The organism is Candidatus Galacturonatibacter soehngenii, from assembly GCF_008830185.1.
In the GTDB taxonomy this organism is placed as follows: domain Bacteria; phylum Bacillota; class Clostridia; order Lachnospirales; family Lachnospiraceae; genus Lachnotalea; species Lachnotalea soehngenii.
In genome coordinates this window covers 1,016,842-1,033,779 of sequence record NZ_WAGX01000004.1, presented here as the reverse complement: position 1 = coordinate 1,033,779, position 16,938 = coordinate 1,016,842, and the positions used below count along the sequence as shown (strand labels likewise).

12 protein-coding genes and 1 rRNA gene are annotated in these 16,938 nt (G+C 34.8%); 12 read left to right on the top strand and 1 reads right to left on the bottom strand.

Annotated features, from left to right (window positions below; all coding sequences use genetic code 11):
- The 7 genes from F7O84_RS07370 to ung all read left to right on the top strand — a co-directional run.
- Positions 1 to 1,344 (top strand): 23S ribosomal RNA (locus tag F7O84_RS07370); the annotation flags it as partial.
- Between the two features lie 354 nt (positions 1,345 to 1,698).
- On the top strand, positions 1,699 to 2,598 hold the full coding sequence (locus F7O84_RS07365) for a chemotaxis protein (protein ID WP_151143647.1): 900 nt from the start codon (positions 1,699 to 1,701) through the stop codon (positions 2,596 to 2,598).
- Between the two features lie 79 nt (positions 2,599 to 2,677).
- Positions 2,678 to 3,481 carry a hypothetical protein gene (locus F7O84_RS07360; protein WP_151143644.1) on the top strand — a complete coding sequence of 268 codons (804 nt, stop codon included), beginning with the start codon at positions 2,678 to 2,680 and terminating at the stop codon, positions 3,479 to 3,481.
- Between the two features lie 40 nt (positions 3,482 to 3,521).
- The gene (locus F7O84_RS07355) at positions 3,522 to 5,228 is read left to right on the top strand and encodes a hypothetical protein (RefSeq protein WP_151143641.1); all 1,707 of its coding nucleotides are present in this window, start codon (positions 3,522 to 3,524) and stop codon (positions 5,226 to 5,228) included.
- Between the two features lie 157 nt (positions 5,229 to 5,385).
- Positions 5,386 to 6,006 (top strand): imidazole glycerol phosphate synthase subunit HisH, encoded by a 621-nt coding sequence (gene hisH, locus F7O84_RS07350; protein WP_151143638.1) that lies wholly within the window; start codon positions 5,386 to 5,388, stop codon positions 6,004 to 6,006.
- Positions 6,007 to 6,768 carry an imidazole glycerol phosphate synthase subunit HisF gene (gene hisF / locus F7O84_RS07345; RefSeq protein ID WP_151143635.1) on the top strand — a complete coding sequence of 254 codons (762 nt, stop codon included), beginning with the start codon at positions 6,007 to 6,009 and terminating at the stop codon, positions 6,766 to 6,768.
- Between the two features lie 22 nt (positions 6,769 to 6,790).
- Complete coding sequence (gene ung, locus F7O84_RS07340; RefSeq protein WP_151143632.1) at positions 6,791 to 7,465, top strand: uracil-DNA glycosylase; 675 nt, start codon at positions 6,791 to 6,793, stop codon at positions 7,463 to 7,465.
- Between the two features lie 87 nt (positions 7,466 to 7,552).
- Here the strand turns inward: ung and F7O84_RS07335 are convergent, their stop codons facing one another.
- Positions 7,553 to 11,803: a 2-hydroxyacyl-CoA dehydratase gene (locus F7O84_RS07335; protein ID WP_151143629.1), complete on the bottom strand. Its 4,251-nt coding sequence runs from the start codon at positions 11,801 to 11,803 to the stop codon at positions 7,553 to 7,555.
- 261 nt (positions 11,804 to 12,064) lie between these two features.
- Here F7O84_RS07335 and F7O84_RS07330 point away from each other — a divergent pair, with 261 nt between their 5' ends.
- The 5 genes from F7O84_RS07330 (at position 12,065) to F7O84_RS07310 (ending at position 16,634) form a co-directional block, all read left to right on the top strand.
- Positions 12,065 to 12,310: a LysM peptidoglycan-binding domain-containing protein gene (locus F7O84_RS07330; protein ID WP_151143626.1), complete on the top strand. Its 246-nt coding sequence runs from the start codon at positions 12,065 to 12,067 to the stop codon at positions 12,308 to 12,310.
- 317 nt (positions 12,311 to 12,627) lie between these two features.
- On the top strand, positions 12,628 to 13,569 hold the full coding sequence (locus F7O84_RS07325; RefSeq protein ID WP_151143624.1) for a magnesium transporter CorA family protein: 942 nt from the start codon (positions 12,628 to 12,630) through the stop codon (positions 13,567 to 13,569).
- A 26-nt stretch (positions 13,570 to 13,595) separates the two neighbouring features.
- The gene (locus tag F7O84_RS07320) at positions 13,596 to 14,405 is read left to right on the top strand and encodes a rhomboid family intramembrane serine protease (RefSeq protein WP_151143621.1); all 810 of its coding nucleotides are present in this window, start codon (positions 13,596 to 13,598) and stop codon (positions 14,403 to 14,405) included.
- A gap of 117 nt (positions 14,406 to 14,522) precedes the next feature.
- Positions 14,523 to 15,962 (top strand): pyruvate kinase, encoded by a 1,440-nt coding sequence (gene pyk, locus F7O84_RS07315; protein ID WP_151143618.1) that lies wholly within the window; start codon positions 14,523 to 14,525, stop codon positions 15,960 to 15,962.
- Positions 15,963 to 16,100: 138 nt separating this feature from the next.
- Complete coding sequence (locus F7O84_RS07310; RefSeq protein ID WP_151143614.1) at positions 16,101 to 16,634, top strand: cyclic nucleotide-binding domain-containing protein; 534 nt, start codon at positions 16,101 to 16,103, stop codon at positions 16,632 to 16,634.
- Positions 16,635 to 16,938: the final 304 nt, after the last annotated feature.

Sequence of the window (16,938 nt, the reverse complement as noted above, 5' to 3'; positions counted from 1 at the left end):
GTGGACCGAAATTAAAGTAGGGAAGTGTGTGAGCTAGCTGCCAAGAAAAGCCGCTATTGTTTTTATTGTACCCGTACCGTAAACCGACACAGGTGGATGAGGAGAGAATCCTAAGGCCGACGGGAGAAGCATTGTTAAGGAACTCGGCAAAATGACCCCGTAACTTCGGGAGAAGGGGTGCCTGGTGAAAGCCAGGCCGCAGAGAATTGGCCCAAGCAACTGTTTAGCAAAAACACAGGTCTATGCAAAACCGAAAGGTGAGGTATATGGGCTGACGCCTGCCCGGTGCTGGAAGGTTAAGGGGAGAGGTTAGCGCAAGCGAAGCTTTGAACTTAAGCCCCAGTAAACGGCGGCCGTAACTATAACGGTCCTAAGGTAGCGAAATTCCTTGTCGGGTAAGTTCCGACCCGCACGAAAGGCGTAATGATTTGGGCACTGTCTCGACAATGCACCCGGTGAAATTGAAGTACCAGTGAAGATGCTGGTTACCCGTGCCAGGACGGAAAGACCCCATGGAGCTTTACTCCAGTTTGATACTGGGATTCGGTACTGCATGTACAGGATAGGCGGGAGACTAGGAAGGTATGACGCCAGTCATACCAGAGTCGTTGTTGGGATACCGCCCTTGCAGTATTGGATTTCTAACTAGCCACCATAAACTGGTGGGAGGACAATGTCAGGCGGGGAGTTTGACTGGGGCGGTCGCCTCCGAAAGAGTATCGGAGGCGCTCAAAGGTTCCCTCAGAATGGTTGGAAACCATTCGCAGAGTGCAAAGGCATAAGGGAGCTTGACTGTGACACCGACGGGTGGAGCAGGTAGGAAACTAGGACTTAGTGATCCGGTGGTATAAAGTGGGATTGCCATCGCTCAACGGATAAAAGCTACCCTGGGGATAACAGGCTTATCACTCCCAAGAGTTCACATCGACGGAGTGGTTTGGCACCTCGATGTCGGCTCATCGCATCCTGGGGCTGAAGTAGGTCCCAAGGGTTGGGCTGTTCGCCCATTAAAGCGGTACGCGAGCTGGGTTCAGAACGTCGTGAGACAGTTCGGTCCCTATCCGGCACGGGCGCAGGATATTTGAGAGGAGCTGACCTTAGTACGAGAGGACCGGGTTGGACGAACCGCTGGTGTATCTGTTGTCTACCAAAGGCATGGCAGAGTAGCCAAGTTCGGAAGGGATAAACGCTGAAGGCATCTAAGCGTGAAGCCCCCCTCAAGATGAGATATCCCATAGCGCAGGCTAGTAAGACCCCTTGAAGACTACAAGGTAGATAGGACAGAGGTAGAAGTGCAGTAATGCATGTAGCTGACTGTTACTAATCGGTCGAGGGCATGACCAAAGAGCTTAGCAGGTGAGAGCTTGTTAAGGGAGTCGTCATACATTATTCGAATTTCATGTGCAGTTTTGAAGGTATGTTAATATAGTAATTTATATTTAATAGATAGAAGCGGACATTCTTAATAAAATAAGAATGTCTATTTTTGTTATATCATCTGTATCTCAATATAATTTTTAGATTTTTTTTATGAAATACGTTACCAGTTTTTTGGGGAATCAAATCTCATAATTAGCAGAAAGATTAAATTATATTTTATAAATTGTTTATAAAATCGGATATATCTTTTCGCTTTTTTATGCTATAATAAGACAAATATGAGTTTTTGGAAAGTTACAAAGAGAGGAAGGTAGAGATATGGATACAAATATACTACTAGAGAATGGTACAAATGAATTAGAGGTATTAGAATTTACTCTTGGAGGTAATCATTATGGAATTAATGTTGCCAAAATCAGAGAAATTTTAACGTTTCAAAAAGTAACTCCGGTTCCAAATGCGCATCCTTGTATCGAAGGTGTGTTTATGCCAAGAGATACTATGATTTCTGTTATTAATCTAAAAAAGGCAATTGGTATAAATAGTAATGCAGATGACGAAGGATTATTTATTATAACCAATTTTAATAAATTAAATATTGCATTCCATGTGGATTCAGTGCTAGGAATTCACAGAATATCATGGGCAGATATAATAAAACCAGACCAGACGATTAATACAGCTGGAAATGGTGTATCAACCGGTATTATTAAAATAGAGGATAAGCTAATTATTATATTAGACTTTGAAAAGATTGTTACAGATATAAGTCCTGAAACAGGTCTTAAGATTTCAGATATTGATGCATTAGGTGAAAGGCAAAGAAATGATTCTCCAATACTCATTTCAGAAGATTCTCCCCTTCTTTGTAAATTAATTACAGATTCATTGAAGAAATCAGGATATAATAATTTAATTGTAACAGATAATGGACAAGAGGCGTGGGATAAACTATCGCAATTTAAAAGAGAAGGAACGTTAGATAAAAAAGTAAAATGTGTTATTACAGACATTGAAATGCCAATTATGGATGGACATAGATTAACCAAATTAATTAAGACAGATGAAAAATTATCAAGACTTCCAGTCGTTATCTTCTCATCACTTGTTAATGAAGAAATGCGAAGAAAAGGCGAACAGTTAGGTGCAGATGCACAGCTTTCTAAGCCAGAAATAGGTAATTTAGTTTCAGAAATTGATAAACTGTTAGCAAAATAGAGCTAGAAAAGTTCTTATCAGAAGTGAAAACGATAAGAACTTTTTTTGGTAAGAATAGTAATAAGAAAAGGAAAAAAGTATGTCAGCATCAAAAGAAGATATAGTTAATCGGATAAAAGAATCAAAAAAGATATTAATCGGAATTGGAGAAGAGTTTTCGAATAAAGATATCTCCTATCAATCCAGTAATGTATATCAGATTTTTAAAGAAAAAAAAGAAAAAGAGTTAGAAGATGACAAAGTTGACTGGATGATAGAAACAATAAAAAATTATTATATCCATTCTGAGATTGGTATTGATCATTTACAAACAGGACAAGCCTATCGAGAGTTGTTCAATATAATTCAAGATAAAGATTACTTTATAGTAAATATGAATACAGATGGATTACTTGAGAAAGTTGGATTTAATCATGAGAAAATTGTATATCCATGTGGTAGACATAATCAATATCAATGTTGCAACAATTGCAATAATAAGGTAGTAGACGCTGATGAAATTGATAAAGAAATAATAGCTTTGATTTGTGATAAACAAGTTAAGCTAAGAGATATTAAACAACCTAGATGTATTCAATGCGGCGAAAATCTAGTATATAACAGCGTTCAAAATAGTAATTACTGTGAAGAAGGATATCTAGAACAATGGAAGAGATATACAGAATGGACTTCACTAACACTGAATCAAGAGCTATGTGTTCTTGAATTAGGAGTTAACTTTAAGTATCCAACTGTGATTCGATGGCCTTTCGAAAAGATTGCATTTATTAATAATAAAGCTCATTTTATTAGAATAAATGAAAAATTTAACCAAGTTAGTAGTGAGTTAGCAAATAAGGCTATTACAGTAAAAGAGAGTGCGAAAGCTTTTTTATTAAGATAATATAGGGTATTAACTTGTTATATTGAGCGGAGGAAGATATATGGGACAAGAAGATTACTTAAATAATCTATTAAATTCTATTGTGGATGGAAAAGAAGAGAGCAAAAAAACAGAGAAAAAAGAAGAAGAAATGTTGGCAGATGCATTAACTAGTGAGAAAGCAGATGCGTTAAAAGATGAATTTACAGATTCTGAAGAAGGAATGGAAGATGTATTTGCAGATACGAAAGAAGAAGCACTTATAGATGTATTTGCAGATACGGAAGAAGAAGGAATGGAAGATGTATTTGCAGATACGGAAGAAGAAGCACTTATAGATGTATTCGCAGATACGGAAGAAGAAGGAATGGAAGACGTATTCGCAGATGCTGAGGAAGAAGGGTTGGTAGATATATTTGCAGATACTGAGGAAGAAGAAGGGTTGGTAGATGTATTTGCAGATACGAATGAAGACGAAGTATTAGAAGATGTAATTGCAGATACGAAGGAAGAAGGATTGGTAGATGTATTTGTAAATACGGATGAAGAAGTATTAGAAGATGTAATTACAGATACCAAGGAAGAAGAAGGATTGATAGATGTATTTGCAGATAATCAAGAGGAAGAATTGTTAGAGGACATATCTGTGAATGAAGGTGAGACTGTTGAAAGTGATATTTCTATAAAAGACGAAGAGGATATTAATAATGAAACAGTTGAGCTTGAAAAGGAAAGTGATACCTTATTAAACAGTATTGATGATATATTGGGAAGCCTTGATACAGAGGTAGAAGAAGGTGCTACGGATAGAGTAGAGGAAGAGTCTAATGAATCAAATGAAGAAGACATATTTGCCGTGTTAGGTGAATCACAAGACTCAATTGAGGTTTCGAGTCAATCAGAAGATTTTGCTGAACAAAGTCTTTTTGATGACGATTTGATGAAGTTATTAGGTGAAGAGGATCTTTCAGGGGAAGAAGTCTTTTTAAGTGTTGATGAGACAGAAGCAGAGCTTGCAAAGGACAAAGATGCGAAAGCACAAGAAACAAAAAGTTTGAAGAATGACAAAAAGCCTGGTTTGTTTGCAAAACTATTTAAAAACAATGAAGAATCGTCAAATGACCAACCCCTAGAAGAGATAACGGCTAAAGAAAAAAAGAAAAAAGAAAAAAAGGTTAAGCCTCCAAAGGAAAAGAAAGCTAAGAAAGAAAAAAAACCGAAGAAGCCAAAGGTAAAAAAACCAGAAATTATTGAAGAACCTTCAGTACCTTTACATAAAGGCCAGGTAATAGCTATATTTGTTTTGTGTATTTCAATTGTCATCCTAATTATATCTGGTTCCAATCTGATTCCTTATAGTATTAGTATTTCTACTGCAAAAGGTTATTATGAAAGAGAAGAATATACAAAGGCCTATTATGAACTAGAAGGATTAGAGATTCAGAAAAAGGATTTGACCTTTTATAATAAATTACAAACGATTATGTTTTTAAAAAATCAACTGGATTCCTTTTATACCTATGAAAGAATTGGGTTAAACCAAGAGGCGCTTAGTGCGTTATTAAAAGGTGTATCAAAGTATGACGAACATTATGCTAGAGCACAGCAATATGGAGCAGATGCTTTTTATGACCGTATATTAGGCCAAATCGAGAAAGAACTAACTGAAAAGTATAATGTATCGTTAGAAATGGCAAGAACGATAAATTTAGCTGAAGATGCTACGTCATATTCTGTACAAATAAAGAACATTACAAATAACCACTAAAATCATTTATAAAACAAAGCAGATGTCCATCTGCTTTGTTTTACGTTAGTACTTAAAAAAAAGCAAGAAAAATATAGGATTTTTAGAGAGAGTGTTTTATAATAAGTATAATTAATAAAAATATTGTATAATCACTCATAGGATTGTGGAGGTTAAAATGATAGGAATAATTGACTATGATGCTGGTAACTTAAAAAGCGTAGAAAAAGCCTTAAATTTTTTAGGAGAAGAGGTAGTTGTTTCTCGCGATGCAAAAATACTACTTGGTGCGGATAAAGTAATTTTACCTGGAGTAGGTGCATTTGGCGATGCTATGAGTAATTTGAGAAAGTTTGAACTAGATAAGGTGATTTATGAAATAGTGGAAAGTAATAAACCTTTTCTTGGAATCTGCCTAGGACTTCAATTATTGTTTGAACGAAGTGATGAGAGTACGGGTGAAGAAGGATTAGGGGTGTTAAAGGGAGAAATTCTTAGAATACCAGAGCAAGCAGGTTTAAAAATTCCTCATATTGGATGGAATTCCCTAACCCTTATGAATCAAGGGAAATTGTTTAAAGGAATTGAGAACGAATCCTATGTATATTTTGTACATTCCTACTATCTAAAGGCAATGGATGACAGGATTGTAACTGCAACTACAGAATATAGCACGACGATTCATGCATCGGTAGAACAAGAAAATGTGTTTGCGTGCCAATTCCATCCAGAAAAGAGTAGTAAGATTGGTTTGAAAATACTTGAGAATTTCGCAAAACTAAATAAGGAGGAAAAATAGATGCATACAAAACGAATCATTCCTTGTTTGGATGTGTGTAATGCAAGGGTAGTTAAGGGCGTTAATTTTGTAAATTTACAGGATGCAGGTGATCCGGTTGAAATAGCAGCAGCTTATGATAAAGCAGGAGCAGATGAATTAGTATTTCTTGATATTACGGCTACATCCGATGCAAGAAATACCGTGATAGATATGGTTAGAAAGGTTGCTAAGAAGGTTTTTATTCCATTCACAGTCGGTGGAGGGATTCGAAGCGTTGAGGACTTTAAAGCGATTCTTAGAGAAGGTGCAGATAAGGTTTCCATTAATTCATCAGCAATAAACAATCCCAATTTGATTCGTGAAGCGGCGGACAAGTTTGGAAGTCAATGTGTTGTGGTTGCAATAGATGCCAGAAAAAGAGAAGATGGATCTGGATGGAATATTTATAAAAATGGTGGAAGGCTTGATGTTGGAATTGATGCAATAGAATGGGCAATGCAAGTAGATAGGCTAGGAGCTGGTGAGATATTACTGACCAGTATGGATTGCGATGGGACAAAAGCAGGATATGATATTGAACTAACTCAGTTGATCGCACAAAAGGTGTCGATACCAGTCATCGCATCAGGAGGAGCTGGAACAATGGAACATTTTCATGAAGCATTAACAACAGGGAAAGCGGATGCTGCTTTAGCGGCTTCCTTATTTCATTATAAAGAATTAGAGATTAATCAGGTAAAACAATACTTAAGGGACAAAAATGTTCCAGTAAGGCTATAATTAAAGCAAGAGAGGTGATAATATGCCACCGATTACAAATGATTGGTTGGAACCATTAAAAGAAGAATTTGGCAAGGAGTATTACAAGAATTTGCATAAAAAGGTTGTGGAGGAATATAATACAAGACTGATATTTCCACCAGCAGATGATATATTTAACGCATTTCATCTAACCCCTCTTAGTAAGGTAAAGGTTGTTATACTAGGACAAGACCCTTATCATGATAATGGACAGGCTCATGGGGTCTGCTTCTCAGTTAAGCCAGAGGTGGATATACCTCCTTCCTTAGTAAATATTTATAAGGAGCTGCAAGAGGATTTGGGCTGTTATGTACCAAACAATGGATATTTAGTGAAATGGGCAAAACAGGGTGTGTTATTGCTAAATACGGTACTTACAGTAAGGGCACATCAGGCTAATTCTCATCGTGGGATTGGATGGGAGGAATTTACAGATGCGGCAATTCGTATCCTAAATGAACAAGATCGCCCCATCGTATATTTGTTGTGGGGAAAGCCTGCACAAAGTAAAAAGGTAATGCTAAACAACCCCAATCATCTTATTTTGGAGGCGCCTCATCCAAGTCCTTTATCTTCTTATCGAGGATTTTTTGGATGTAAACATTTTAGTAAGACGAACGCATTTTTACAGGCAAGGGAATTAGAGCCAATTGATTGGCAAATTGAAAATATATAATACATAAACAAAGCTAGATTTCCATTCATTAGAAATCTAGCTTTATTTAATCTATAAAAAGATAATGGTTTGAGAATTTTAGGAACATTAATTTTTTGTGTAAAGATTTTTATTTGCAGTGGAAAGCATAAGCTTAATACGATTAAGCTGATTTACTTCACTAGCACCTGGATCATAATCAATTGCAACAATATTTGAAAGAGGATATTGATGTCTTAGTTCCTTGATTACACCCTTACCAACAACATGATTTGGAAGACAAGCAAAGGGTTGTGCACAAACGATATTATTGGTTCCACTATGTATTAGTTCTAGCATTTCAGCAGTTAAAAACCATCCTTCACCTGTCTGATTTCCGAGGGAAACGAAGTCTTTTGCCATATCAGCAAGCTTATCAATGTTTGATGGAGGTGTAAAGTTTTTGCTTTTCTTTAATGCCTGGTATGCAGAGCCACGAAGAAATTCAATTGCTTTTATTCCTAAGCGGCCTTTGATTGCGGTTGACTTTTTAAAACCTAATTCGTTTGCTTTAAACTCTGTATTTTTAAAGCAGTATAAGAAGAAATCAATTAGGTCAGGTACCACCGCTTCCGCGCCTTCTGCTTCTAGTAATTCAACTAAATAATTATTGGCTGATGGTAAGAACTTAACAAGGATTTCACCAACAATTCCAACCTTTGGTTTCACTTCATTTGTAATTGGTAGATTATCAAAATCTCTCACAATCTCTTTGCACAAACGAAAGAATTTAAAGTAAGAAGGATTTTTACCTGACACAAATTCAGAACACGTTTTCACCCATTTACGATGTAGCTCGTTTGCAGAGCCAGGAACTTTTTCATATGGACGCATATGATATAAAGTACGCATAAAGATATCGCCAAATATCAGTGCAAATACACCTTTCTTTACCATATCATATGTAATCTTAAATCCAGGATTTCCTTCTAAACCGCTTAGGTTTAGCGAAATGACAGGAATTTGAGGATAACCGGCTTTCTCTAATGCTCTTCTGATGAAACCAATGTAATTGGAAGCTCGACATCCACCACCTGTTTGGCTGATAATAACAGCGGTCTTTTCAAGGTCATACTCACCAGATAATATGGCATCCATAATCTGTCCAACAACCATTAGAGATGGATAACAGGCATCATTATTTACATATTTAAGCCCTACATCAACAGATGACTTATTGTCATTTCCAAGTACTTTAATGTTATAACCACAAGATACCAACGCAGGCTCTACTAATTCAAAGTGAATTGGTGACATCTGAGGGCAAAGTATAGTATAATTTTTTCTCATTTCCTCTGTAAAAACAACACGGTTATATGCAGAAGAGTGAACTTGTCGATTAAACTTTTTTTGCTCACGAACACGTAGCGCTGAAATAAGTGAGCGAATACGGATTCGAGCAGCCCCTAGGTTGTTTACCTCATCTATTTTAAGAACGGTATATATTTTATCTGATTTTGACAAAATATCACTTACCTCGTCTGTTGTAACGGCATCTAGGCCGCAACCAAAAGAATTTAATTGAATCATGTCCAAATTCTCTTTGGTTTTAATGTAGTTAGCAGCCCCATAGAGCCTTGAATGATACATCCATTGATCCATAACCAAAAGAGGACGTTCTACTGGCTCTAAATGGGAAATAGAGTCTTCTGTGAGAACAGCTATTCCATAGGAGTTAATCAACTCAGGAATTCCATGATTGATTTCAGGATCAATATGGTAAGGACGTCCAGCTAAAACAATACCACGTCTTCCAGTTTCTTCTAAATATTTTAAGGTTTCTTCTCCCTTTCGTTTGATATCTTCTCTAGAGCGAATTAATTCTTCCCACGCTAAATCAACCGCTTGTTTTATTTCATCATAAGAAAGATTAAAAGCATCTAATGATTTTACCAATTGAGGAATAATCGTTTCTTTGCTTTCAAAAGAAAGAAACGGATTTTTAAAATTAATGTCTCCTCTAGCAATTTCATCGATATTATTTTTAATATTTTCCGCATAAGAAGTTACAATCGGACAATTGTAATGATTGTTGGCTTCTTTAAATTCATTACGCTCATATGGAATACATGGATAAAAAATAAAGTCTACACCATGTTTAATCAACCACATGATATGACCGTGTGCTAATTTAGCTGGATAACACTCGGATTCACTTGGTATGGATTCAATGCCTAACTCGTATATCTTACGTGTGGAATCAGGAGATAAGACAACCTGAAACTTTAAAGTATGAAAGAATGTAAACCAAAATGGATAATTCTCATACATATTAAGAACTCTTGGAATACCAACAGTTCCGCGAATTGCATCTTCTTTAGGCAATGGTTCATAGGAAAACGTTCTTTCGTATTTGTATTCAAAAAGATTAGGTATATTATCTTTATTCTTAACCTTACCAATACCACGTTCACAACGGTTGCCTGTAATGTATTGGCGTCCACCTGTAAATCGATTAATCGTTAAAACACAGCTATTAGTACAAGCTCTGCAACGACTCATTTTAGTATCAAATTCCAAGGCGTTAATTTGATCAATCGAAAGCATGGTACTTTCTTTTGTATCAGTAAGTTCATAACGTTCCCTAGCAATTAAGGCAGCTCCAAAGGCCCCCATAATTCCAGCGATATCAGGACGAACTACTTCACATTTTGATATTTTTTCAAAACTTCTTAAAACAGCATCATTGTAGAAGGTTCCACCTTGTACGACTATTTTCTTTCCCAATTCTTTTGGATCTGAAACTTTTATAACTTTAAATAAAGCATTCTTAATAACAGAGTATGCAAGACCAGCAGATATATCGTCAACGCCAGCACCTTCTTTTTGTGCTTGTTTTACTTTTGAATTCATAAAAACCGTACAGCGTGTTCCTAAATCAATTGGATTCTTGGCAAATAGAGCAGTTGTTGCAAAATTTTCTACTGTGAAGTTTAATGATTTGGCAAAGGTTTCAATAAAGGAACCACAACCTGCTGAACAAGCTTCATTCAGTTGTACACTGTCAACTGTCTGGTTTTTAATTCGAATGCACTTCATATCTTGTCCGCCGATATCTAAGATGCAGTCAACTTCTGGATCAAAAAATGCAGCAGCATAATAATGAGAAACGGTTTCAACTTCACCTTCATCCAGTAATAAAGCAGCCTTTACAAGTGCTTCACCATAACCAGTAGAACAAGAATATGCGATTTGAGCCTCGTTAGGAAGTTTTGCATATATTTCTTTTATAGCTTTCATTGCCGTTGCCAAGGGACTTCCGTTATTACTACTATAAAACGAATAAAGTAAAGCTCCGTCTTCGCCAATTAAAGCAACCTTAGTTGTTGTAGAACCAGCATCAATTCCTAAGAAGCATTTGCCTTTGTAGCTTTCTAAATCACCCGTTTTTACATGGTGATGATTATGACGTGCTTCAAACTTTGCATATTCTTCTTCGGAAGAAAAAAGAGGTTCTAAACGCTCAACCTCGAACTCCATCTTGATACTTGTTTTCATTTTATTTTTTAAATCAGATAAAGAGATTACTGCATCGCCTTTAGATGTTTGAGCAGATCCTATGGCAGCAAACAAGTGGGAATGACTAGGTGCAATAATATGCTCCTCATCAAGATTTAACGTACGAATAAATGCTTCCCTTAGTTCGGATAAAAAGTGCAGTGGGCCTCCCAAAAATGCAATATGACCTCGAATTGGTTTACCACAAGCTAAACCGCTGATTGTTTGATTGACAACCGCCTGAAAGATAGAAGCAGATAAATCCTCCTTTGTAGCCCCTTCGTTGATTAAAGGTTGAATATCTGATTTGGCAAATACACCACATCTTGCAGCGATTGGATAAATTGCTTTATAATTTTTTGCATATTCATTAAGCCCCATAGCATCTGTTTGTATTAAAGAAGCCATTTGGTCTATGAAAGAACCAGTTCCGCCAGCGCATATACCGTTCATACGTTGTTCAACCGAACCACCAGAAAAATAAATAATTTTTGCATCCTCTCCACCTAGTTCAATTGCGACATCAGTCTGAGGCGCATAGTCTTGTAATGCAGTCGATACAGCGATTACTTCTTGAACAAAGGGAATATTTAAATATTTCGAAAGAGTTAAACCACCAGAACCTGTAATAACAGGTGTGAGTGTAAGCTCTCCAAATTGTTTGTAAGCTTCTTCTAGTAAGGATGCTAAAGTCTCCTGAATATTAGCAAAATGTCGTCTATAATCAGAGAATAATATATTATTCTTTTCATCTAAAATGGCTATTTTGACAGTAGTTGAACCAATGTCAATGCCCAATGGATATAGTGTTTGATTTTTCATATAATTATTACAGTTCGTTACTGTTACCTCCTAGCAAAATTAAGTGAAACTTGATTTAGATGGGGCTTGGTAGTCGTCATCAGACAAATACAAGATTCGGTACTATTATACGACATTGATTCTGCAATTACAAATACTAAATTTGTATAGCGGTTTGATCACGCATTATAATAAGAAAAAATACATATAAAATTGTGTAAAATTGCAACAAATTATGGTCAAAAGAATATTATATAGAGAAATGAAAAAGAGGAATGCTTTATGGATAATTACAATAATTTAAACACAAATAACTCCCAAGCTTATACAAGGTGTATTAATAATTGCAGATGCAGAGGGTTTTATTATGTAATAAAAGAAGGAGATACTCTTTATAAGATTAGTAGAACTTATGAAGTGAGTGTATCAGACTTAATTATGGCAAACCCTTACATCAATGTTTATAATCTCCAGATAAATGATGAAATCTGTATTCCAAAGATGATTTCTGTCGAAACATCTATGTAAATATTCGTACATCTATGTAAAATATGTGACTTACGATTGACAAAAGTGGACGCAGAAATTATAATGGTAGCGACAAGAAAGTTTGTGTAATGGAGCTTTCACTTCATGTGAAAGCTTTTTTACAGAATAATTGTAAGAAATACAAGATATATCACTTATTTAATCTATTAATTAAGAAGAAAGGAAGTGTATTCTCATGGAAGGTGTGCCGAGGAATAATTACTTAAATTTAAACAGATAATTAGGGTAAGACATTGGCACAGACTGACATTGTCTTATTCTAGTAAACTAATAAGACAATGAAAGGAGTAAATTCCATGATCAGGATTTTTAGAACAGTTGATGAAGGAATACAAGAAGTGAATGAAATTCAGGAGGGATGCTGGGTTGCATTGACAGATCCGACAGCTACGGAGATACTTGATATTTCGAATCAATATAACATTGATGTGGAGCATTTAAGAGCGTCTTTAGATGAAGAAGAACGTTCGAGAATTGAAGTAGAGGACAGGTATACCATGATTTTAGTTGATATACCTATAATTGAGGAGAGGAATAATAAGGATTGGTATGTGACGATTCCACTTGCTATAATTATTACAGATGAATTGATATTTACAATTTGTCTAGAGGATACACCAGTGTTAGGTGCATTTATGGATGGACGAGTAAGGAATTTTTACACATACAAAAAGACAAGATTCATACTACAGATGTTATATAAAAATGCAACAATGTTTTTGCACTATCTTAGAATCATTGATAAAAAAAGTGAAGTGATTGAAAGAAAGCTTCATGTGTCGACGAAAAATGAAGAATTAATAGAGCTTCTAGAATTGGAAAAGAGCCTAGTATATTTTACGACATCATTAAGATCTAACGAGGTTGTTTTGGAGAAATTACTGAAAACAGAAAGTATAAAAAAATACCCAGAAGATAGAGAATTATTAGAAGATGTAATTATTGAAAATAAGCAGGCAATTGAAATGGCAAATATTTATAGTGGTATTTTAAGCGGTACGATGGATGCATTTGCTTCAGTTATTTCCAATAATTTAAATATTGTGATGAAATTCTTAGCTACAGTAACAATTGTTATGTCAATACCAACTATGATAGCAAGCTTTTATGGTATGAATGTAAATCCAGATGGTATGCCTGGAGCATCAAGTCCGTTTGGTTTTGCATATGTAATTGTATTTTCGTTGGTGATTACAATTATGCTGGCATTGTTCTTTGCCAAAAAAGATTTGTTTTAATTAATTTGTAGAAAGGTGCTAATAACATGAATTTATTAAACAAGCTTGAAAGAAAATTTGGTAAATATGCAATACATAATCTAATGTATTATATTATCATATTATATGGTATTGGAACAGTGTTGGATATGGTTGCACCTGAGATTTATTTCAATTATTTATCTTTAAATGCTGCAGCTATACTAAGAGGACAGGTTTGGAGAATTTTTACATTCCTTATTCAAGGACCAGGTGGTAGATTATTTGCTATATTAGCGTTGTATTTGTATTACATGATAGGCACCAATCTAGAAAACCAATGGGGAGCATTTCGATTTAATATGTATTTTCTGGTTGGAATTTTAGGACATGTTTTGGCGGCGATTATTGTCTATTTAATTACAGGAAAGTCATATTTATTGGGTACATCTTATTTGAATTTTTCACTGTTATTTGCATTTGCAGCCACGTATCCCAATATGCAGTTTTTATTGTTTTTTATTATACCGGTAAAGGCCAAGTGGTTAGCATTGTTTAATGGAGCATACTTTGCTTATATGCTAATAACTGGGAATATTGCCACAAAGATTTGTGTCGTGCTATCATTTGCAAACTTTCTTATATTTTTTCTGGCTACAAGAAACTATAAAAGGATGTCTCCACATGAGATACATCGTAAGCAAGTGTATAAAAGAGCCGTTTCACAACAAAAAGGCATTACCAAACATAAATGTGCTATTTGTGGCCGTACAGAAGAAGATGGTGATGAGTTAGAGTTTCGATTTTGTTCAAAATGCGACGGCAACTATGAATATTGCCAAGATCATCTATTTACACATAAGCACATAAAAAAATGATTCATTTAGGTTTAAATTGGCCTCTTATACAATGATGTATGAATATAAGAGGCTCATATTATGCATAATGTCAACGATAAAGACACGATTTATGTGTCCGCTTTAGGAGGTAAAATTATGAAGAAAACAAAAATAATTTGTACAATGGGACCAAACACAAACGATAGAGATTTGTTAAAGGCGTTAGTCCAAGAAGGAATGGATATTGCAAGATTCAATTTTTCTCATGGTGATTATGAGGAACAAAAGGGCAGAATGGATTTGGTTAAAAGTATTAGAGATGAACTTCAGATTCCAATTGCTATATTGCTAGATACAAAAGGTCCAGAAATCAGAACAGGTCTCTTAAAAGATAATAAAAAAGTAGAATTAAAAGAAAACGATATTTATACTTTTACTAGTGAAGATATAATTGGTGATGAGACAATAGGACATATCACATATGAAGGACTTGCAGAGGATTTAGAGGTTGGAAACAAAATCCTTGTGGATGATGGTTTGTTAGAATTTGAAGTATTAGAAATCAATGGAAAACAAATCAAATGTAAGGTTATCAATGGTGGTGAGCTAGGAATGAGAAAAGGTGTAAATGTACCTAACGTAATTATTAAGCTTCCAGCACTTACACAAAAGGATAAAGAAGATATCATTTTTGGTATTGGACAAGACATTGATTTTATTGCAGCATCTTTTGTCCGTTCAGCTGAATGTATTAAGGAAATTAAGGCAATATTAAAAGAACATAATGCAGAGCATATTAATGTTATTGCCAAGATTGAAAATGCAGAAGGTATTAATAATATTGATGAAATTATACATTATTCAGATGGTATCATGGTTGCCAGAGGAGACTTAGGTGTTGAAATCGCAGCAGATGAACTTCCTTATTTACAAAAAATGATTATCAAAAAATGTAATGAAAAGTACAAACCAGTTATTACTGCAACTCAAATGTTAGATTCTATGATTCGTAATCCAAGACCTACCAGAGCAGAAGTAACAGATGTAGCCAATGCTATTTATGATGGAACAGATGCAGTTATGCTATCCGGAGAAACGGCTGCAGGTAAATACCCTGTTGAAGCTTTAAAGATGATGGTTAAGATTGCTAATTCAACAGAGCAACATTTAGATTATGAAAGATTAATTCAAAATAAAGCAATGCATAGAAAGAAAAGTATAGCAAGTGCAGTTGGATATTCAACTGTTAGTACTTCACATAACTTAGATGCTAAGCTAATTGTAACACCTACCATATCTGGTGCAACTGCAAGATTAGTATCAAGCTTTAAGCCTAGTGTTTCTATTATCGGTATCTCGCCTAATGAGAGAACTTTAAGAAAAATGCAGATTTACTGGGGAGTTACACCAATTATTTCAACAGAGAAAGAAGAATCAACAGAAGATATTATTGCAAGAGCATTAAATATTATTAAAGAGAAAAAGTATGTGGAAAGCGGAGATGTCGTTGTATTAACAGCAGGTTCACCTGCACCTAGTATTGAATGTGCAGATGCACCAATTAGTAATATGATGCGTGTAAGTGTAATAGATTAATACTCAAATTACTGCGGAATATAATAACTTTTAACAAAGTAAGATTATTGATGAAGTTAAATGAAGTATATTATAATGTTCTCAATAGCGTTAGAATGTTAATAGCTAGAAGTATTCTAACATCAAGGAGGCATTTTTATGGACTTGTCTAAAATGAACAAGGTAGGTCATTCAAAGGTTTATGATACAAATAATATCATTTTAGACGAACAGTGTACGGATACTACAATTTATATTGTATTGCAAGGTGAAGTAGAAGTAACAGAAAAAGCTAGAAATTCTATTTTTCACATAAAAACTGGAGGATATTTTGGAGGGATACCAATTATTCAAGATTCGATTCGACTCTATACCGTAAAGGCTTTGATGGATCAAACAATTGTTTATCATATACAAGCTAGCACATATGGTAGTCTGATTGATAAATGTCCAGAGATTTATGTCAAAATATTTGCAAATCTTTTAAAGCATGTAAGAGAAGGAATTGATGAGCTCAATAAAACTGACCCTGTAGCAGCAACACTATATAAATTAAATTCAATTTATGCAAGAATTAATCTTTTAAAAGAGTCTGATTTGGAAGATATGGTAAAAGATGATTTGAATTATACAGTATTTGTTATGCGTTTTTTAAGTGATTTAAGTAATAAATTAAATTTAAAAATTATTTAAAGTAAGAGAGAAGGTATACAAGGTATACTTTCTCTTTTGAAATTAGAAATAGTACTGATAAAACAACTAGTGCATATCTCTTTGAGAGTTTACCTAATGTTTTGACAACGATTGCAACAATTAAAGACAGATATATCTTATAAAGACAAAAACCATGAGTGAAACTCGATTTTTGTTGAAGAATAAGGAGTGGTTTGTCAGTAATTATCAAATTATAAAACATTGCAAAAAGCCTTGATAGCATTGGTAACGTTTGCAAAATGCAAAAAAAGTGTTGTGAATTTGTACAAAAAATAAGTGTTAC

Bases quoted from the DNA above. Each gene is read 5' to 3' on its own strand.
- pyk (WP_151143618.1), top strand. From the start codon at position 14,523: ATGAAGAAAACAAAAATAATTTGTACAATGGGACCAAACACAAACGAT.
- ung (WP_151143632.1), top strand. From the start codon at position 6,791: ATGCCACCGATTACAAATGATTGGTTGGAACCATTAAAAGAAGAATTT.
- hisF (WP_151143635.1), top strand. From the start codon at position 6,007: ATGCATACAAAACGAATCATTCCTTGTTTGGATGTGTGTAATGCAAGG.
- F7O84_RS07335 (WP_151143629.1), bottom strand. From the start codon at position 11,803: ATGAAAAATCAAACACTATATCCATTGGGCATTGACATTGGTTCAACT.
- F7O84_RS07320 (WP_151143621.1), top strand. From the start codon at position 13,596: ATGAATTTATTAAACAAGCTTGAAAGAAAATTTGGTAAATATGCAATA.
- F7O84_RS07355 (WP_151143641.1), top strand. From the start codon at position 3,522: ATGGGACAAGAAGATTACTTAAATAATCTATTAAATTCTATTGTGGAT.
- hisH (WP_151143638.1), top strand. From the start codon at position 5,386: ATGATAGGAATAATTGACTATGATGCTGGTAACTTAAAAAGCGTAGAA.
- F7O84_RS07310 (WP_151143614.1), top strand. From the start codon at position 16,101: ATGGACTTGTCTAAAATGAACAAGGTAGGTCATTCAAAGGTTTATGAT.
- F7O84_RS07365 (WP_151143647.1), top strand. From the start codon at position 1,699: ATGGATACAAATATACTACTAGAGAATGGTACAAATGAATTAGAGGTA.
- F7O84_RS07325 (WP_151143624.1), top strand. From the start codon at position 12,628: ATGATCAGGATTTTTAGAACAGTTGATGAAGGAATACAAGAAGTGAAT.
- F7O84_RS07330 (WP_151143626.1), top strand. From the start codon at position 12,065: ATGGATAATTACAATAATTTAAACACAAATAACTCCCAAGCTTATACA.
- F7O84_RS07360 (WP_151143644.1), top strand. From the start codon at position 2,678: ATGTCAGCATCAAAAGAAGATATAGTTAATCGGATAAAAGAATCAAAA.